This is a genomic window from Neorhizobium sp. P1_A6 (assembly GCF_056406795.1).
Genome location: NZ_JBFTZM010000004.1, coordinates 79193 through 96932 on the forward strand (window position 1 = coordinate 79193; position 17740 = coordinate 96932).

The 17740-nt window shown below is 61.9% G+C and carries 15 protein-coding genes; 9 read left to right on the forward strand and 6 right to left on the reverse strand.

The features are described from left to right. Positions 1 to 119 precede the first annotated feature (119 nt). The 5 genes from AC1D3C_RS09860 to AC1D3C_RS09880 all read left to right on the forward strand — a co-directional run bounded on the left by AC1D3C_RS09860 (position 120) and on the right by AC1D3C_RS09880 (position 5325). On the forward strand, positions 120 to 1367 hold the full coding sequence (locus tag AC1D3C_RS09860; RefSeq protein ID WP_477482738.1) for a BtaA family protein: 1248 nt from the start codon (positions 120 to 122) through the stop codon (positions 1365 to 1367). Continuing rightward, positions 1367 to 2035, forward strand: coding sequence for a class I SAM-dependent methyltransferase (locus AC1D3C_RS09865; RefSeq protein ID WP_477482739.1), 669 nt, complete (start codon positions 1367 to 1369; stop codon positions 2033 to 2035). The genes AC1D3C_RS09860 and AC1D3C_RS09865 overlap by 1 nt, the downstream gene beginning before the upstream one ends. A gap of 146 nt (positions 2036 to 2181) precedes the next feature. Beyond that, positions 2182 to 2967 (forward strand): glycoside hydrolase family 25 protein, encoded by a 786-nt coding sequence (locus AC1D3C_RS09870; protein ID WP_477482740.1) that lies wholly within the window; start codon positions 2182 to 2184, stop codon positions 2965 to 2967. 140 nt (positions 2968 to 3107) lie between these two features. Beyond that, positions 3108 to 4310: a lytic murein transglycosylase gene (locus tag AC1D3C_RS09875; protein ID WP_477482741.1), complete on the forward strand. Its 1203-nt coding sequence runs from the start codon at positions 3108 to 3110 to the stop codon at positions 4308 to 4310. An 85-nt stretch (positions 4311 to 4395) separates the two neighbouring features. Further along, positions 4396 to 5325 carry a DMT family transporter gene (locus tag AC1D3C_RS09880; protein ID WP_477482742.1) on the forward strand — a complete coding sequence of 310 codons (930 nt, stop codon included), beginning with the start codon at positions 4396 to 4398 and terminating at the stop codon, positions 5323 to 5325. Between the two features lie 417 nt (positions 5326 to 5742). On the opposite strand, the gene metF is transcribed toward AC1D3C_RS09880, so the two are convergent. From metF to ettA, 4 genes are all read right to left on the reverse strand, one after another. After that, entirely contained in the window at positions 5743 to 6630 is an 888-nt protein-coding gene (gene metF, locus AC1D3C_RS09885; RefSeq protein ID WP_477482743.1) for a methylenetetrahydrofolate reductase [NAD(P)H], read from the reverse strand. A 13-nt stretch (positions 6631 to 6643) separates the two neighbouring features. Then, the gene (locus tag AC1D3C_RS09890) at positions 6644 to 7642 is read right to left on the reverse strand and encodes an ArsR/SmtB family transcription factor (RefSeq protein WP_477482744.1); all 999 of its coding nucleotides are present in this window, start codon (positions 7640 to 7642) and stop codon (positions 6644 to 6646) included. Positions 7643 to 7794: 152 nt separating this feature from the next. Then, on the reverse strand, positions 7795 to 10092 hold the full coding sequence (locus tag AC1D3C_RS09895) for a methyl-accepting chemotaxis protein (protein ID WP_477482745.1): 2298 nt from the start codon (positions 10090 to 10092) through the stop codon (positions 7795 to 7797). Positions 10093 to 10318: 226 nt separating this feature from the next. Beyond that, positions 10319 to 11968 carry an energy-dependent translational throttle protein EttA gene (gene ettA / locus AC1D3C_RS09900; RefSeq protein ID WP_038543572.1) on the reverse strand — a complete coding sequence of 550 codons (1650 nt, stop codon included), beginning with the start codon at positions 11966 to 11968 and terminating at the stop codon, positions 10319 to 10321. Positions 11969 to 12059: 91 nt separating this feature from the next. On the opposite strand from ettA, the gene AC1D3C_RS09905 reads away from it, so the two are divergent. The 4 genes from AC1D3C_RS09905 to AC1D3C_RS09920 all read left to right on the forward strand — a co-directional run bounded on the left by AC1D3C_RS09905 (position 12060) and on the right by AC1D3C_RS09920 (position 16904). After that, the gene (locus AC1D3C_RS09905) at positions 12060 to 12998 is read left to right on the forward strand and encodes an alpha/beta fold hydrolase (protein WP_477482746.1); all 939 of its coding nucleotides are present in this window, start codon (positions 12060 to 12062) and stop codon (positions 12996 to 12998) included. An 81-nt stretch (positions 12999 to 13079) separates the two neighbouring features. Further along, entirely contained in the window at positions 13080 to 14042 is a 963-nt protein-coding gene (locus AC1D3C_RS09910; protein WP_247036293.1) for a DMT family transporter, read from the forward strand. 1 nt (position 14043) lies between these two features. Further along, complete coding sequence (gene caiB, locus AC1D3C_RS09915; RefSeq protein ID WP_477482747.1) at positions 14044 to 15246, forward strand: succinate--glutarate CoA-transferase; 1203 nt, start codon at positions 14044 to 14046, stop codon at positions 15244 to 15246. Continuing rightward, a complete protein-coding gene (locus AC1D3C_RS09920; protein WP_477482748.1) occupies positions 15243 to 16904 on the forward strand; it encodes a thiamine pyrophosphate-binding protein in 1662 nt (553 codons plus the stop codon). The genes caiB and AC1D3C_RS09920 overlap by 4 nt, the downstream gene beginning before the upstream one ends. Before the next feature lie 60 nt (positions 16905 to 16964). Here the strand turns inward: AC1D3C_RS09920 and AC1D3C_RS09925 are convergent, their stop codons facing one another. Further along, on the reverse strand, positions 16965 to 17306 hold the full coding sequence (locus tag AC1D3C_RS09925; protein WP_477482749.1) for a RidA family protein: 342 nt from the start codon (positions 17304 to 17306) through the stop codon (positions 16965 to 16967). 69 nt (positions 17307 to 17375) lie between these two features. After that, positions 17376 to 17714, reverse strand: a complete 339-nt coding sequence (locus tag AC1D3C_RS09930; RefSeq protein ID WP_038543585.1) for a protein tyrosine phosphatase family protein — start codon at positions 17712 to 17714, stop codon at positions 17376 to 17378. Positions 17715 to 17740 lie beyond the last annotated feature (26 nt).

Sequence of the window (17740 nt, forward strand, 5' to 3'; positions counted from 1 at the left end):
AAGGAAGAGGCGATCAGCCGCGCCCGGGGCTATTGCGGGACTGGACACAGGCCTCGTCATCAATCTGTAGCATGACGGGTTTACACGCCCTGAAACTCTGAACAAGGCGGGACTCGACCATGGTGGATATTGCACAGGAAGCCGGTTTTCGGAAAAACCAGAAGCTCAAGGACGCACTTCTGCAGCATAAAGCTCTGTCTCGGCAGGGTTTTTCAGAAAGGCTTTTCGGCCTCCTGTTCTCCGGTCTCGTCTATCCGCAGATTTGGGAAGACCCGGAAGTCGACATGACTGCCATGGAGCTTTCCGAAGAGCATTCGATCGTCACCATCGGCTCCGGCGGTTGCAACATGCTCGCCTATCTCTCCCGCTCACCGAAGAAGATCGATGTTGTCGATTTGAACCCCCATCACGTCGCGCTGAACCGCCTGAAGCTCGCCGCCTTTCGCCACCTGCCCGGCCACGGCGATATCGTGCGCCATTTCGGCATGGACGGCATCCGCACCAACAGCAAGAGCTACGACACCTTCATTGCCCCTAACCTCGATGCGGCGACCCGTGCCTATTGGGACAAGCGCTCGATTGCCGGCCGCCGCCGGATCGAGGTGTTCGACCGCAATATCTATAAGACCGGCCTGCTCGGCCGTTTCATCGGCGCCGGCCACCTGATCGCCCGCCTGCATGGCATCGACCTCACCCAAATGGCAGAAGCCAAATCGTTGCGCGAACAGCGCCAGTTCTTCGACGACCGCATCGCTCCGCTGTTCGACAAGCCGCTGATCCGCTGGATCACGAGCCGCAAGAGCTCGCTGTTCGGCCTCGGCATTCCGCCGCAGCAATATGACGAACTGGCGAGCCTCGCCTCCGACGGCTCGATCGCACCGGTCCTGCGCCAGCGCCTCGAAAAACTCGCCTGCCACTTTCCGCTGCGCGACAACTATTTCGCCTGGCAGGCTTTCGCGCGCCGTTATCCGAAGCCCGAGGAAGGCACGCTGCCGACCTACCTGAAGGCGGAAAACTACCGCGCCATCCGCGACAACGCCGAGCGCGTGACAGTTCATCATGCGAGCTTCACCGAACTGCTGGCGCAGAAGGCTGCCGGCTCGGTCGATCGTTACGTCCTGCTCGACGCGCAGGATTGGATGAACGACGAGCAATTGAACGACGTCTGGTCGGAAATCAGCCGCACGGCCGCGCCCGGCGCCCGCGTGATCTTCCGCACCGCCGCCGAAAAGAGCGTGCTCGACGGTCGCCTCTCGCCGGCGCTGTTCGACCAGTGGTCCTATATGGAAGAGCGCTCCAGCGAGCTCAACCTCGAGGATCGCTCGGCGATCTACGGCGGTTTCCACATCTACCTGAAAAAAACCTGATGGCGACGGATATGGCGAACAGCCCCCTGTCCAATGGCCACGCCGAACGCATGGACCGGATGTATCGGTATCAGCGCCATATCTACGATATCACCCGCAAATATTACCTCTTCGGCCGCGACCGGGCGATTGCGGGATTGAATGTTCCGCCGAATGCCTCGCTCCTCGAAGTCGGCTGCGGCACAGGCCGCAACCTCGCCCTCGCTCATAGGCACTACCCGGCTGCAAAGCTTTATGGCCTCGATATCTCCGCCGAGATGCTGGAAAGCGCCCGGGCCAACTTCCGCGGCAAGCCGGTCACCCCGGAATTTCGGATCGCCGATGCGACAAGTTTCAAAGCTGAAGAATTCGGCACGACCGGCTTCGACCGCATCCTGATCTCCTACGCGTTGTCGATGATTCCCGACTGGGAAAAGGCGGTCGAAGCCTCGCTTGCGGCACTGTCGCCGCATGGTTCGCTGCACATCGTCGACTTCGGCCAGCAGGAACGGTTGCCGGGCTGGTTCGGGCGGTTTTTGAAGGCGTGGCTCATGCGTTTCCACGTCACGCCGCGGCCGAACCTCCACGACGTGCTCGAAAGCAAGCTTGCCGACGCTGACGCCGATATGATCTTCGAGGAGATCGGCGGGGGCTACGCGTGGCACGCGGTCATCCGCCGTAGGAACTGAATCCCGGAGCTCTCTGGGTTTCGAGCTGGAATTCCTCTTGCCCTAACTGATTTTTTACGACGTTATGGTGAATATGGAGTTCACGCCTCCCTGTTTTGCGTCGAACGGGGCAAGAGGCTTCCACATCGACACCACACGGGATGTTCATGCCTCGGCTCCTTCTGGCCCTCCTTGCGACCGCGTTCCTTATCACGGGATGCACATCCTCAAGTTATGACCTGATGGAAACGTCATCGGTCAAGAAAATGCGGTTCAAGGACAGCGACCCGCAGGATTTCGGCAAGAACCACCCGGGCCTGCACGAGATCCACGGCATCGACGTCTCCAAGTGGAACGGTACGGATATCGACTGGCCGGCCGTGAAGAAGGCTGGAATAGCCTTCGTCTTCATCAAGGCGACCGAAGGCAGGGATCGCATCGATCCGACCTTCGAGCTGAACTGGCGAGGTGCCGCGTCGGCCGGCATTCCTTACGCCCCCTACCATTTCTATTATTTCTGCTCGACGGCCGACGAACAGGCCGATTGGTTCATCAACAACGTGCCCAAGGATGCGGTAAAGCTGCCGCCGGTCCTCGACATGGAATGGAACCAGGCTTCGCCGACCTGCAAGACCCGTCCCGACCCCGAAACAGTGCGTGCGTCGATGCAGCGCTTCATGGACCGTCTCGAGGCCTATTACGGCAAGCGTCCGATCATCTATACGTCGGTGGATTTCCACCGGGACAATCTGGTCGGCGCCTTCAGCAACTACCATTTCTGGCTCCGCGCCGTGGCGCAGCATCCCACCAAGATCTACCCGGATCGCCGCTGGGCCTTCTGGCAGTATACTTCGACCGGCATCGTTCCGGGCATCAAGGGTGAGATGGATATCAACGTCTTTGCGGGCACGTCCAAGAACTGGCATAACTGGATTGCGGCGGTGAACAAGTAACTCCGTTCGCAGGGCGAACAGGTGTCTGGCAATGTGTGAGCAGTTGCGATAAAAACTGCGCCACCAGAGCTGTCGCCCATGTTTCGGTCACAAAATTTTCCGAGATCAGGCGGCGCTTACTCAGATTCTAGGAACGCCGAATGTCCGCTCGCTTTGCCCGCCGCCTCGCCCTCGCCTCCGTCATCACCAGCTGCCTCGCCTCCACCGCTCTCGCCCAGACCCCGGCTCCCGCCTGCGGCGGCGATCTCGGCGCCTTCCTGAACGGCGTCAAGGCGGAAGCCATTTCCAAGGGCGCATCGGCAAGTGCTGCGGATGAAGCACTCGCCGGCGCGCAGATCGACCAGAAGGTCTTGTCTCGCGACCGGGCCCAGGGTGTCTTCCGACAGACCTTCATTGAATTCTCGCAGCGCACCGTCAGCCAGGCCCGCCTCGATATCGGCCGCCAGAAGATCAAGCAGTATGCGGACGTCTTTGCCCGCGCCGAAAAGGAATTCAGCGTGCCGCCAGGCGTGATTACCGCCTTCTGGGCCATGGAGACCGATTTCGGCGCCGTCCAGGGCGATTTCAACACCCGCAACGCCCTGGTGACGCTTTCGCACGACTGCCGCCGCCCGGAACTTTTTCGCCCGCAGCTGATCGCACTGATCGAAATGGTCCAGCACGGCGATCTCAATCCTTCCATCAACACGGGTGCATGGGCCGGCGAGATCGGCCAGGTGCAGATGCTTCCGAAGGATATCGTCGCGCACGGCGTCGACGGTGACGGCGATGGCCATGTCAACGTCAAGACCAGTTCCCCGGACGCCATCCTGACAGCCGCCAAGTTCATCCAGAGCATGGGCTTCAAGCCCGGCCAGCCCTGGATACAGGAAGTGACGCTGCCCGAGAACCTGCCTTGGGACAAGTCCGGCCTCGGCAACGAAATGCCGGCGAGCGAATGGTTCAAGCTGGGCGTCGTCCCGCGCGACGGCGTAACCAATTTCGGCAACCTGCCCGCAGCCCTCATCCTGCCGCAGGGCCGCAAGGGACCGACCTTCCTCACCTATCCGAACTTCAACATCTATCTGGAATGGAACCAGTCGTTCATCTACACGACTTCGGCCGCCTATTTCGCAACCCGGCTTTCCGGCGCTCCGACCTATCAGAAGGGCACGCCGGACCAGGGTCTCGACGATACCGGCATGAAGGCGCTGCAGACCAAGCTCGAAGCGCTCGGCCACGATATCGGCAAGGTCGACGGCATCCTCGGATCGGGTACGCGCCAGGCCGTCCAGAAGGAACAGGCACGCCTCGGCCTGCCGGCCGACGGCTGGCCGACCCAGGGCCTGCTCTCCGCGCTCTGAAATTCAATCGCCGCTCGGACGAAATCGGGTGGCGACTCGTGGATCATCGGGATATCCCTTCGCCTTGACCGCGAGGAGATTTCGCATGACAACCGCCGCCATTTCGAAACCCGGCGCCGTGGCGTGGGCGCTGATACTGCTGCTCGGGCTGATCTGGGGCGGATCCTTCTTCTTCGCGCGCGTAGCGGTCTTGGAAGTTCCGCCCTTCACGCTCGTTTTCCTGCGCCTGTTTCTGGCGGCGCTGGCGCTCCATATCTACCTGCGCGGTCGCTTCGGGCTCTATGCGACGCTTCGCACCCATTGGCGCTCGTTTATGGCAATGGGCTTCATCAACAATGCCCTGCCCCACACGCTGATCTTCTTCGGCCAGACCGAGATTGGCGCCGGGCTTGCCTCGATCCTCAACGCGACGACGCCGATCTGGACGGTTCTGATCGCCAATCGCTGGACCACTGACGAGAAACTGACACCCGCAAAGATCGCCGGCTGCCTGACGGGACTTGCCGGTACGGCCGTGCTCATCGGCCCCGGCGTCACGGCGGCCGCCTCCGTGCCGTTCTGGGCGCTGATCCTGCCCATCCTTGCGGCAATCTCCTACGGAGTGGCCGGCACCTACGGCAAACGTTTCCGCGGCCTGCCCGCCCCTGTCAGCGCCACCGGACAGCTTACCGCCTCCAGCCTGATCTTGCTGCCCGTGTCGCTCTTCGCCGACCAGCCCTGGGCACTGCCCGCCCCGTCGACGCACGCCGTTCTTGCGATCCTTGCCCTGGCGCTCCTGTCGACCGCCTTCGCCTATCTTCTCTATTTTCGTATTCTCGCACTGGCGGGTGCAACGAACGCGTCTCTGGTCACGCTCGTCGTGCCTCCGAGCGCTATCCTTCTCGGCGCGCTTTTCCTCGGTGAAAGGTTGGAGGCGACCGACCTGATCGGCATGCTGCTGATCGGCTTCGGCCTCGTCCTGCTCGATGGAAGGCTCCTTCGCAGGCGCAGCAATGTGGCATCGAGAGCGCCGTAACGGGGCGAAACCATCACGGAATATGTCAGAAGTTAACAGCCGTACACGGCTTTTTAACTTTGCGGAAATTAAGATTAACGGATGATTTATCGATAAAAACCAAATACTTGCGTATTCATTGTCGGCGCAAGGTGAACAGGCGCACGGCACTGCAGCATCGAAAGACGCTTCCCAACCGGCACAAAACCGACATAAAGTCTGCCCGTCAACGCAAGGAGGCAGACATGGGACGTACATACTCTCTCAATGTCTTGGTAGTCGGTGCAGCGTTTGTGTTTGTGGCATCCATGCTCTTCATTTGAGCGCCACCAGTTCCACTACCAGTTCAAAATATCGCATCCACGACCGTTTGATAATCAGCACTTCCGGTGAAAACGCATGCTCCTTTCGTAGGAGCATGCGTTTTTTTCAATGCGCTCAGGCAGCGGCGATACGCGGCGTGCGGATCTGCCGGCGGCCGAGCCGCTGCAGGACGGCGGAGACGAGCGGCGCCCGGTTCATCGTGTAGATGTGGAAGTCACCAAGTCCACGGCGGATCAGGTCCTCGATCTGTTCGGCGGCGATATCGGCGGCGACCTTGGCGCGATCCTCGGGCTTGTCGTCCAGCCCTTCGAAACGGGCATCCAGGAAGGACGGAACCGACGAACCGCAGCGGCCGGCGAAACGCTTGAGCTGGGTCAGGTTCTGGATCGGCATGATGCCCGGCACGATCGGGATCGAGATGCCGGCAGCCCGGACCTTTTCGAGGTAACGTTCAAAAACGTCGTTGTCGAAGAAGAACTGGGTCAGTGCCCGGGCAGCACCGGCATCCGCCTTGCGCTTCAGCATTTCGATGTCTGCGGCAAGATCGGTGCTTTCCGGATGTTTCTCGGGATAGGCGGAGACGGAAATGTCGAAGCCGCCGAGCTCGGTCAATCCGCGCACCAGGTCTGCCGCATTGGCATAACCCTCCGGATGCGGACGATACTCGGTGCCGACACCGCTCGCCGGATCGCCGCGCAGGGCAACGATATGGCGGATGCCGGCGGCGCGATATTCGCTGACCACCGAATGGGTTTCTTCGTGCGTGGCGTCGACGCAGGTCAGATGTGCGGCGGTCGCAAGCGACGTCTCTCCGACCAGTCGGCGCACCGTATTGATCGTTGGCGCCTTGGTCGAACCGCCCGCACCATAGGTGACCGAAACGAACCTCGGGTCCCAGAGCGCCAGTTCATCGACCGTATCCCAAAGCTGGCCCTCCATCTCGTCCGACTTCGGCGGAAAGAATTCGAAGGAAACGCTGAAAGTTTCGCTATCGGCGGTCATTGGTTCAGCTCCCTTAAAGAACGGTTTGCGATTGGGCGGAGGCGTGATGGGCAGCAATCAGCAGGCGGCGGTCGCGGGCAAGCCAGACGGTGGCCGTAAGCCCGCCTTCCTTGCCCGAACCAAGATCGACCGCCTGCTCGACTTCAAGACCCACCTTCTCGAGCCATTCCGCCATCACCTGATGGGAAAAACCGAGACGCACATGGGCATGGTCGTTGCGCAGGTATTCGAGCGTATGCGGTGCGAGATCGACGATCAGCAGGCGGCCGCCCGGGCGCAGCACGCGGGCGGCCTCGGCGATCGCCAGTTCCGGCTGGTCGAGGAAGTGCAGCACCTGATGAACGGTAATCAGGTCGAAATCCTGGCCTTCGAGCGGCAGGTTGAGAATGTCGCCGTGTCGAACGGACGCCTTGACGATCCCAGCCTTGTCGAGATTGGAGCGGGCGACCGAGAGCATGTCACGGCTCGCGTCGATGCCAACGGCGCGACGGTAGATGTTGGACAGAAGCTGCAGGATCCAGCCGGTGCCGGTACCAAGATCGAGAAGCGCATCGACCGGCGTCGTGCCGATCAGCTTCAGCAGCGCCGACTCGACAGCCGCGTCGCTGATATGCAGGCGGCGAAGCTCGTCCCATTCGGACGCGTTGCGGCTGAAATAGGCCTGAGCGCGTTCGGCATGCAGGCGCTTGACCATCGTCAGCCGCTCGCTGTCTCTCAGCAGCACCGGATCCTCCTCGGAAGCGGCCGCCAGCAGCGTCCTGACCAGCGTTGCCGCCTTGCCTTCCTGCTTCAGCCGGAAATAGGCCCAGGCGCCTTCCTGATAGCGATCGATCAGTGCTTCCTCGGCAAGCAGCTTCAGATGCCGCGAAATGCGCGGCTGCGACTGACCCAGGATTTCAGTAAGATCGGTGACGGTCAGGTCCCCGGCAGCGAGAAGCGCGAGCAGGCGGAAGCGCGTCGGCTCGCCCGCCGTTTTCAGTACGTCCACCAGGGTGTCGAGCGCCAATCCCATTCAGCCGCATCCTTACGCAATCAAGATATAAAGATATGTTTATATCGTTTTGCCGTTCTATGCAAGCGGCAACTGATGGATCAGGGAAGGATCGACCAAAACGCAGAAGGCGGCCGAAGCCGCCCTCTTAAGTTTTGTTGGTGCCTGGAAGATCAGAATTCTTCCCACTCGTCGGCAGATTGCGCGAGGGCCGTATTTCCGCGGGAAACCGGAGCGCGGGCCGGCGCCGGCCGGGTGGGGGCAGCGGCGACCGGGCGTGAGACCGGAGCCGCCGGTGCGCGCATACGGCTTGCCGTCTCGCGAAGCTGGCCCGAGGGGCTGCCGCCGAGCTGGAAGTGCGACAGCAGATCGCTGAGCTTGCCGCTTTCCTGGGCAAGGCCCGCGCCGGCGGCGTTCATCTCTTCGACCATGGCGGCGTTCTGCTGGGTCGACTGGTCCATGTGATTGACGGCGGTATTGACCTGCGCAAGGCCGACCGACTGTTCCTGCGCTGCGATCGCGATCGCGTCCATATGGCTGTTGACGGTCTGGACGAGCTGTTCGATGACGCTGAGCCCCTCGCCCGTCTCGCTGACGAGCTTGACGCCTTCGCCGACGGCAACCGCCGAATTGGAGATCAGCGACTTGATTTCCTTGGCGGCGTTCGCGGAGCGCTGGGCGAGTTCGCGGACTTCCTGTGCGACGACCGCAAAGCCCTTGCCGGCCTCGCCGGCACGGGCCGCTTCGACGCCCGCGTTGAGGGCCAGAAGGTTGGTCTGGAAAGCGATCTCGTCGATGACGCCGATGATCTGGCCGATCTGCTGCGACGATTTCTCGATCCGTTCCATGGCAGAAACCGCGTTGCGGACGACCTGGCCCGAGTGGTCGGCTCGTGTCCGGGCGTCGCGGACGACGTCGCGGGCTTCGCCGGTGCGCTTCGACGTGGCGACCACATTCGCGGTGATCTCTTCGAGTGCCGCGGCTGTTTCTTCCAGCGAAGCAGCCTGCTGCTCGGTGCGCTTCGACAGGTTGTCGGATGCGTCGGAAATTTCCCGCGAACCGCTGGTGACGGTGGAAACCGAATTGCCGACGCTGAGCAGCGCGTCGCGCAGCTGGCGGACCGAGGTATTGAAGTCGTGGCGCAGGCCTTCGAATTGCGGCGCCAAAGCTTCGTTCACTTCGCAGAGCATGTCGCCGGCAGCAAGACGACGAAGATTGGCGGCAAGCGCGCCGGTCGCCTGCGTCAGCTTCGCCTCGGCATCCGCCTCGCTCTGGCGCTGCATTTCGAGGCGCTCGGCCTCCGAACGACGACGGGTGGCTTCTGCCTCGGCTTCCAATTGAAGATTGCGGATCGCGGCTTCACGGAAAACCTCGACCGAGCGGGCCATGACGCCGATCTCGTCCCTGCGATCCGAATAAGGGATCGCCTCTTCGGTATTGCCGGAGGCAAGGCTTGCCATCCGGTCGCCGATCTTGCGGATCGAGCCGGAAAGGCTGCGGGCAATGATCACGCTGAGCGCGATGACAGCCAGGATGAAGATCGAGAGTGAGCCAAAAAGTATCTGCAGGCTGGACGCTGCGTCGGAAGACTTCTGATCACCCAACGCTTTCAACTCGCTCGCAGCCTGGGCGATGATGCCGGAAGTGAAGGTGCGACGGTTCTCCATGGCGCGGGCCCAGGCGCTATAGTCGTCGGCGGCCGGCGTATAGGGCTTCAGACTGTCGAGCGCCTTCATCGTGTTGGTGATCAGCTGACCATCGGGCGTCTGGAAATAAGCGTCGTACTGCGCGATCAGCTTGGAGGACAGGAAAGCGCGCATCGGCTTTTCATAAAGCCGGACCTGCTGCCGCCCCTGCATGAAACGGGCGGCTTCCTCGACGGTCAACGCACCGTTTTTGGTGTACTGCTGCCCCATCCGGTTGACGATGACGTAGCCGTTGCTGAGCTGGACGAGGGCATGGAAGCCGTCAACATAGCGCGCCAGCGCGCGGTCCTCGGTCAGGCCGCCGACGCGGCCGATGATATCCAGCGTCTTTTCCGAAACCGGCGTCACGTATTGCGCAGACAGAAGCTGGTTCGTGTCGCCGCTATCGATCTTGGCACGATATTCCGGCATCCGCAGAAAGCGTTCATCCACCGCTGCGACAAGCTCGCGCAAACTGGCCTCGCCGTAACCCTGCGCATCGATGACCTTATACTGGTTTACAAGCCGCTTCTCTGCCGCATCCACGCTCGCACGGGCCTGGGGCCGCTGCGCCACGGAACCAAAGCTTTCTTCCGGAATGGCGTTCATCAGCTCGCCGCCGGCCAGCGCCAGGCTCTCAAGGGCGATCGCACGGTTCAGCTCCCGGTACTGGTTGTAGGATTCCCAGCTGGCGAACGCGCCGAGCCCAATCACGGCCAGAAGCGGAACGGAAGCAAGAAGCGTCAACGATGTACGGAAAGGCAAACGTTCGATCAAACGCAGCATGAATAAAACCCTCTGAAACGGGCCGTCATCATGACAGCGTCAAGACCCAGGCGGACATGGTCTCCCTGGGGCGGGAAAATGCGCCGGGAATCTTTGCGATTGTCTTTATCGGGCTACGTCAAAAATACCCATAATTTTGGGGGTCCGGATTTTAGCTTTTGTTAACTTCGCGCAAAACAAAAACCCCGGCAGAGCCGGGGCTTTTTCTTAGATAAAGCTAAAAAACTTAACGAGTCAGACGCTTGTGGGCCTGGCTGCCCGGGTTGAGGGCATCGGGGCCGAGTCGGCGGACCTTGTCTTGCTCATAGTCCTCGAAATTGCCTTCGAACCATTCCACATGGCCGTCGCCTTCGAAGGCGAGAATATGCGTCGCCAGGCGGTCGAGGAACATGCGATCGTGGCTGATGATGATCGCGCAGCCGGCAAAGTTTTCCAGCGCGCTTTCGAGCGCACCCAGCGTTTCCGTATCGAGGTCGTTGGTCGGTTCGTCGAGGAGCAGAACGTTGCCGCCGGCCTTCAGCATCTTGGCAAGGTGAACGCGGTTGCGCTGGCCGCCCGAGAGGTTGCCGACCTTCTGCTGCTGGTCGCCGCCCTTGAAGTTGAAGGCGCCGCAATAGGCGCGGGAGTTCATGTCGAACTTGCCGAGCTTGATGATTTCGGCGCCGCCCGAGATTTCCTCCCAGACGGTCTTGTTGCCGTCGAGCGCATCGCGACTCTGGTCGACATAACCGAGATGGACGGTCTCGCCGATGCGCACCGAACCCGCATCCGGCGTTTCCTGGCCGGTAATCATCCGGAACAGCGTCGTCTTGCCGGCGCCGTTCGGGCCGATGATGCCGACGATGCCGCCCGGCGGCAGCTTGATCGACAGGTCGTTGATCAGCGTGCGGCCCTCAAAGCCCTTGGTGATGCCTTCCATCTCGATGACCACCTGGCCGAGACGCTCGCTGACCGGGATGATGATCTGCGCGTCGCCGGGGCGCTGTTTGTCGGCGGCTTCCACCAGCTGTTCGTAGGACTTGATACGCGCCTTGGATTTTGCCTGGCGCGCCTTCGGGCTGGACGCGATCCATTCCTGTTCGCGGGAAATCGCCTTCTGGCGGCCGGCTTCTTCGCGGTTTTCCTGCTGCATGCGCTTGGCTTTTGCAAGCAGGTAGGCCGAGTAATTGCCTTCGTAAGGAATGCCGCGGCCGCGGTCGAGCTCCAGAATCCAGCCGGTGACGTTGTCGAGGAAGTAGCGATCGTGGGTGATCATCATCACGGCGCCCGGATAGTCGCGCAGGTGCTTTTCGAGCCAGGCGATGGTCTCGGCGTCCAGATGGTTGGTCGGTTCGTCGAGCAGCAGCAGATCTGGCTGCGACAGCAGGAGCCGGCAGAGAGCGACGCGGCGGCGCTCACCACCCGACAGGCTGGTGACTTCCGAATCGCGCGGCGGGCAGCGCAGCGCTTCCATGGCCATCTCGACCTGGCTTTCCAGATCCCAGAGGTTCTGGCTGTCGATGACGTCCTGAAGCTTGGCGCCCTCGTCCGCGGTCTCGTCGGAATAGTTCATCATCAGTTCGTTGTATCGGTCGAGGACGGCCGTCTTCTTGGCGACGCCTTCCATGACGTTCTCGAAGACGGTCTTGGACGCATCGAGATGCGGCTCCTGTTCGAGATAGCCCACGGTCGCGCCTTCTGCGAGCCAGGCTTCGCCGGTATATTCCTTGTCCTGACCGGCGATGATGCGCAGCACGGTCGACTTACCGGCACCGTTCGGGCCGAGGATACCGATCTTGGCATCCGGGTAAAAAGACAGATTGACGTTCTCAAGGATTTTCTTGGCGCCGTAGGACTTGTTGAGTCCCGACATGTGATAGATGAACTGACGTGCCATGGATAAAAGTGCTCCGGGGGGAATTTCGGTTTGCCGCTATGTAGGCGAATTGGTGGCCGGGAGCAATGCGCGAACGGTCGAGGGAGCGAGGATGTTCGACGAAACGAGGCGGTTTAAGAGCCCGACGGGCGCAAACCTTGCCTATCATTGCCAGCCGGCGGCCGAGCCGGCGCATGCCACCCTGCTGATCTCGCACGGGCTTGCCGAGCATTCCCGGCGCTACAGGGGTTTCGCCGAGGCCATGGCCGGCCACGGCTTCCAGACTTACGCCTTCGACCATCGCGGCCATGGCGAAACGACGGCGCCGGATGCGCCGATCGGCCGTTTCGCCCGGCATAACGGCGTCAGTCTGGTGCTCGAAGATGTCAAGGCCATGCGCGACATGGCGGCACATGCCCATCCCGGCCTGCCGGTTCTGCTCTTCGGCCATTCCATGGGCGGGCTGATCGCGCTCAATGCCGCCGTGGATCATCCCGACAGCTTTAATGCCGTCGCGGTCTGGAATTCCAACTTCCATCCAGGTCCGGCTGGCCGCGCGGCGCAGGTGATCCTGCGCATCGAAAAGGCTTTGAAAGGCTCGGACGTGCCGAGCGGGCTTCTGCCGAAACTCACTTTTGGCGCCTGGGGGAAATCCATTGCCGGCCACCGTACGGAATTCGACTGGCTGAGCCATGACCGGGATATCGTCGATGCCTATATCGCCGATCCCCTCTGCGGTTTCGATGCCAGCGTCTCGCTGTGGCTCGATCTCTTCGAACTCACGTTTCGCGCCCCGAAACTGATCCATCGACTGGCGAAAACCCTGCCGATCCACCTGATCGGCGGCGCCGAGGATCCGGCGACCAATGGCGGCCGTGAGATCCTGTGGCTTTCCGAGCATTTCAAGCGCAACGGCTTTTCGAACGTCACCACCAAGATCTGGCCGGGCACCCGCCACGAAACGCTGAACGATACGGTGCGGGCCCGCGCCACCGCCGAATTCGCCGCCTGGGCCCGGGCCGCCCTGCCCATGCCCGCGGCCGCGCTCTGAACCGGGCCTACTCATCAAACGGAATGAGTTCATGACATTTAATCAAGTGCTTCCGGGACCGGTCCCGGCTATAGGAAATCGATGAATTCGTCGTCCGCAAGCCTTGCCGCATCAGCCCCGAACCGGATCGTCAACGGCCTCGGCCTGATGATCGTCGCGATGCTGATCGCCCCGTTCATCGACGTCTTTTCGAAGCTTGCGACCGATACCGCGTCGCCCATGTTCATCACTGCCGCGCGCTTCGTTTTCCAGGCGCTCTGCATGCTGCCGATCGTGCTCCGGAATGGATACTGGCGGACGTTCTCCTGGCGTCTCAGCGTCTTCCATGCGATCCGCGCGACCCTCATCACTGTCTCCATGGTCTGCTTCGTGGCGACCCTGGCCGTCATGGAAGTGGCCGATGCCATCGCCATCTTCTTCGTCGAACCAATCATCCTCACGGTGCTTTCCAGCATCTTCCTCAAGGAGACAATCGGCTGGCGGCGTTATACCGCCTGCGCGGCCGGCTTCGTCGGCGCCATGATCGTCATCCGTCCGAGCTTCCAGGAGATCGGGTTCGTGGCGCTGCTGCCGATCGTCACCGCCTTCTGCGTGGCCATTTTCGCGATCCTGACGCGAGCGCTGGCGCATCGCGAAGATCCCTGGTCGATGCAGTTCCAGATGGCGCTCTGGGGAATTCCGATCTCCGCCATATTGCTCCTTGTCGGCGACCGGACGGGCATCGGCTTCCTGGCACCCTCCATGCCGGACTGGAAGACCCTGCTGTGGCTCGCGGGCGTCGGCGCCTTCGCAGCCCTGTCGGGCATCCTTGCCGTCTACGCCTATCGCGCCGCACCGGCGTCCGTGATTGCGCCGCTGCAATATTTCGAGATCGTCTCGGCAACGCTGTTCGGCTGGCTGGTCTTCGGCGACTTCCCCGATCCGGTCAAATGGCTCGGCATTTCGATCATCATCGGCTCCGGCCTCTACATCATCTGGCGGGAACGCCGCGTTGCCTCCATGAAGCCGGTAACCAGCGCCGCCAAATCAACCGTGACCCCGTGATATGACCCAGACACCCAAGAAACCGCCGCTTACCGGCATCCGCGTCATAGAACTTGCCCGCGTGCTTGCCGGTCCCTGGGCAGGCCAGATGCTGGCAGACATGGGCGCCGACGTCATCAAGGTGGAAAACCCCGATGGCGGCGACGACACCCGCGCCTGGGGTCCTCCCTTCGTCGAGGGCAAGGACGGCGAAAACCTGTCGGCTGCCTATTATCACTCCACCAACCGCGGCAAACGCTCGATCGCCGTCGACCTCAAGACCGAGGAAGGCCAGGACATCGTCCGCCGGTTGGCCGCAACCGCCGACGTGCTGATCGAGAACTTCAAGCTTGGCGGCCTCGTCAAATACGGGCTCGACTACGAGAGCCTGAAAAAGATCAATCCGAAGCTGATCTATTGCTCGATCACCGGCTTCGGCCAGAACGGCCCCTACGCCAATCTCGCCGGCTACGATTACATCGTCCAGGGCATGTCCGGCTTCATGTCGATCACCGGCGAGCCGGATGGCCAGCCGATGAAGGCGGGTGTCGCGATCGCCGACATCTTCACCGGCATCTATGCGGTGACCGCTATCCAGGGCGCGCTGATCCATGCGATGAAGACCGGCGAAGGCCAGTATGTCGACATGGCGCTGCTCGACGTCCAGGCCGGCATCCTCGCCAACCAGAACATGAACTACCTGGTCTCGGGCGAGGCGCCGGTGCGGCTTGGCAATGCTCATCCGAACATCAGCCCCTACGAGGTCCTGGCCACCGAAGACGGGTATCTCATTCTCGCCATCGGCAATGACGGCCAGTTCCAGCGCCTCTGCCGCATCCTCGGCATCGACGGAATGGCCGATGACGAGCGTTTCGCCACCAACAAGGCGCGCGTCGCCAACCGCGTCGAAGTGCGCCGGCTGATCCTCGCGCAGACGTCGAAATGGAAAAAGGCAGAGCTGCTCGCCGCCTGCGGCGACAATGCCGTACCGGCCGGCCCGATCAATTCGATCGCCGAAATGTTTAACGATCCGCAGGTCAAGGAGCGCGGGCTCCGGATCGATCTTGAAGCGGCCGACGGCACCGTTATCCCGGGCGTGCGCAGTCCGATCGTGCTGTCGGAAACGCCGCTTGCCTATCACCGGCCGAGCCCGGCGCTTGGTGAACATACCGCAGACGTGCTGGCGCAACTCGATCAAATCGAAAAAGAGGGGAGAGAAAAATGAACACCGTCATCAAAACCGGAGGGCAGCTGATCGTCGAGGCGCTGAAGGCGAACGGCGTCAAGCGCATCTCCTGCGTGCCCGGAGAAAGTTATCTCGCCGTGCTCGACGCGCTGTATGAAAGCGGCATCGAGGTGCTCGTCTGCCGCCAGGAAGGCGGCGCTGCGATGATGGCTGACAGCTGGGGCCGCCTCAGCGGCGAGCCGGGCATCTGCATGGTCACCCGCGGTCCCGGCGCCACCAATGCCTCGGCCGGCCTGCACATCGCCAAGCAGGATTCGATCCCGATGATCCTCTTCGTCGGCCAGATCGGCCGGGAGATGAAGGAACGGGAAGCCTTCCAGGAGGTCGAATACCGCCGCGCCTTCACCGAATTTGCCAAATGGGTCGGCGAGATCGACGACGCCCGCCGCATTCCCGAATTCGTCACCCGCGCCTTTGCGGTCGCCACCTCCGGCCGCCCCGGCCCGGTCGTGCTGACGCTGCCGGAGGACATGCTGGTCGAGGAAGTCGAGGCGCCTGAAGCCCGCGCCTATATGCCGGTCGAAAGCCACCCCGGAAAAAGCCAGATCGCAGCGTTCGAGACCATGCTGAAGAACGCTCAGCATCCGATGTTCATCCTCGGCGGCACCCGCTGGAGCGAACAGGCGGTTGCCGATTTCCAGGCTTTCGCCAGCCGTTTCAAGATCCCGGTCGGCTGCTCCTTCCGCCGCCAAATGCTGTTCGATCACCTCCACCCCTCCTACGCGGGGGATGTCGGCATCGGCATCAATCCCGTGCTCGCCAAGGCGGTCAAGGAGGCGGACTTGCTGGTGCTGATCGGCAGCCGCATGTCGGAAATGCCCTCCTCCAGCTATACGCTGATCGACATTCCCTACCCGCAACAGAAGCTCGTCCACGTCTTTCCCGACCCGGAAGAACTCGGCCGCATGTACCGGCCGGACCTGGCGATCTGCGCCGCGCCGGCGGAATTCGTCACTGCGCTGAAGGACCTCGAACCACCGGCCCTGCCGCTATGGGCCGAACGGAAATCGGCGCTGCACGACGCCTACCTCAAGTGGTCGACACCGCCTGAGGCCGGCCCCGGCCCGGTCAGGATGGGCCCGATCATGCAATGGATCGAGGAGAACGTGCCCGACGACGCGATCTTCACCAACGGCGCCGGCAATTACGCCACCTGGCTGCACCGCTTCCACCGCTTCCGGAAATACAACACCCAGTCCGCCCCGACCTCCGGCTCGATGGGCTACGGCCTGCCCGCCGCGGTTGCCGCAAAACAGCTGTTTCCGAAACGCGAAGTCGTCTGCTTTGCCGGCGATGGCTGCTTCATGATGCACGGCCAGGAATTCATCACCGCTGTGCGCTACGGACTGCCGATCATCACCGTGCTGGTCAACAACGGCATCTACGGCACGATCCGCATGCATCAGGAGCGGGAATATCCGGGCCGCGTCAGCGCCACCGACCTCGTCAACCCGGATTTCGTCGCCTATGCCAAGGCGTTCGGCGGGCATGGGGAACTGGTCGAGAAGACGGAAGAGTTCGGGCCTGCCTATGAGCGGGCGCGCGCCAGCGGCAAGCCTTCCATCATCGAGGTCAGGCTCGATCCGGAAGCGATCACTCCGGCGAGGACGCTGACCCAGATCCGCGAAAGGGCATGAAACAGAAAAAGCCGGCCTATCAAAACGATAGGCCGGCTTTTTGATTCGGTTCGGCAGCGATCAGATCGCGGCCGTGACGATGAACTCGACCTTGTATTTCGGTGCAGCGAGCTTGGCTTCGCTGGTGGCGCGGGCCGGCGGGTTGGCCGGATCGATCCAGCTTTCCCAGACCGCATTCATTTCGCCGAAATAGGCGATGTCCGAGAGATAGATGATCGTCTGCAGGATCTTCGACTTGTCTGAACCGGCGGCTGCCAGCAGGCGGTCGACTTCGGAAAGCGCGTCCTTGCACTGGTCGGTGACGCTCTCACCTTCGCCAACCTGGCCGGCCAGATAGACGGTGTTGCCGTGGACGACGGCGCCGCTCATGCGGGCGGCCGGCTCGATGCGCTGGATGCTCATGGAATTCTCCTCAAAAAATTGAGCTTCTGGAAGGGCCTCGCGCCAAAGGCACGAGGCCGCGGAAAACCTTTAGCCGCGCAGATGCTGGCTCTTTTCGTAGATCGCCGTCGAACGGGCGCCGGAACGGCAGAAACCGAGCATCGGACGCGGCAATTCGTCGAGCGCATCGACCATCGCCTTGACGCCCTGTTCGTCGACGCCCATGCGGCCGACCGGGATGTGGCGGATGTCGAGGCCGAGTTCCTTGGCGCGAGCTTCGATCTGCGCAAAATGCGGCTGGCCCGGCTCCTCGTCGTCGGGACGATGGCAGACGACCGACTTGAAACCCATGGCCTTGACCTGGTCGAGTTCCTCGACGGTGATCTGGCCGGTGACGGAATATTCGTCGTTGATCTGGCGGATATCCATGGACTTAGCCCTCCGTTCTATTTGAG

Bases quoted from the DNA above. Each gene is read 5' to 3' on its own strand.
- AC1D3C_RS09860 (WP_477482738.1), top strand. From the start codon at position 120: ATGGTGGATATTGCACAGGAAGCCGGTTTTCGGAAAAACCAGAAGCTC.
- AC1D3C_RS09865 (WP_477482739.1), top strand. From the start codon at position 1,367: ATGGCGACGGATATGGCGAACAGCCCCCTGTCCAATGGCCACGCCGAA.
- AC1D3C_RS09870 (WP_477482740.1), top strand. From the start codon at position 2,182: ATGCCTCGGCTCCTTCTGGCCCTCCTTGCGACCGCGTTCCTTATCACG.
- AC1D3C_RS09875 (WP_477482741.1), top strand. From the start codon at position 3,108: ATGTCCGCTCGCTTTGCCCGCCGCCTCGCCCTCGCCTCCGTCATCACC.
- AC1D3C_RS09880 (WP_477482742.1), top strand. From the start codon at position 4,396: ATGACAACCGCCGCCATTTCGAAACCCGGCGCCGTGGCGTGGGCGCTG.
- metF (WP_477482743.1), bottom strand. From the start codon at position 6,630: ATGACCGCCGATAGCGAAACTTTCAGCGTTTCCTTCGAATTCTTTCCG.
- AC1D3C_RS09890 (WP_477482744.1), bottom strand. From the start codon at position 7,642: ATGGGATTGGCGCTCGACACCCTGGTGGACGTACTGAAAACGGCGGGC.
- AC1D3C_RS09895 (WP_477482745.1), bottom strand. From the start codon at position 10,092: ATGCTGCGTTTGATCGAACGTTTGCCTTTCCGTACATCGTTGACGCTT.
- ettA (WP_038543572.1), bottom strand. From the start codon at position 11,968: ATGGCACGTCAGTTCATCTATCACATGTCGGGACTCAACAAGTCCTAC.
- AC1D3C_RS09905 (WP_477482746.1), top strand. From the start codon at position 12,060: ATGTTCGACGAAACGAGGCGGTTTAAGAGCCCGACGGGCGCAAACCTT.
- AC1D3C_RS09910 (WP_247036293.1), top strand. From the start codon at position 13,080: ATGAATTCGTCGTCCGCAAGCCTTGCCGCATCAGCCCCGAACCGGATC.
- caiB (WP_477482747.1), top strand. From the start codon at position 14,044: ATGACCCAGACACCCAAGAAACCGCCGCTTACCGGCATCCGCGTCATA.
- AC1D3C_RS09920 (WP_477482748.1), top strand. From the start codon at position 15,243: ATGAACACCGTCATCAAAACCGGAGGGCAGCTGATCGTCGAGGCGCTG.
- AC1D3C_RS09925 (WP_477482749.1), bottom strand. From the start codon at position 17,306: ATGAGCATCCAGCGCATCGAGCCGGCCGCCCGCATGAGCGGCGCCGTC.
- AC1D3C_RS09930 (WP_038543585.1), bottom strand. From the start codon at position 17,714: ATGGATATCCGCCAGATCAACGACGAATATTCCGTCACCGGCCAGATC.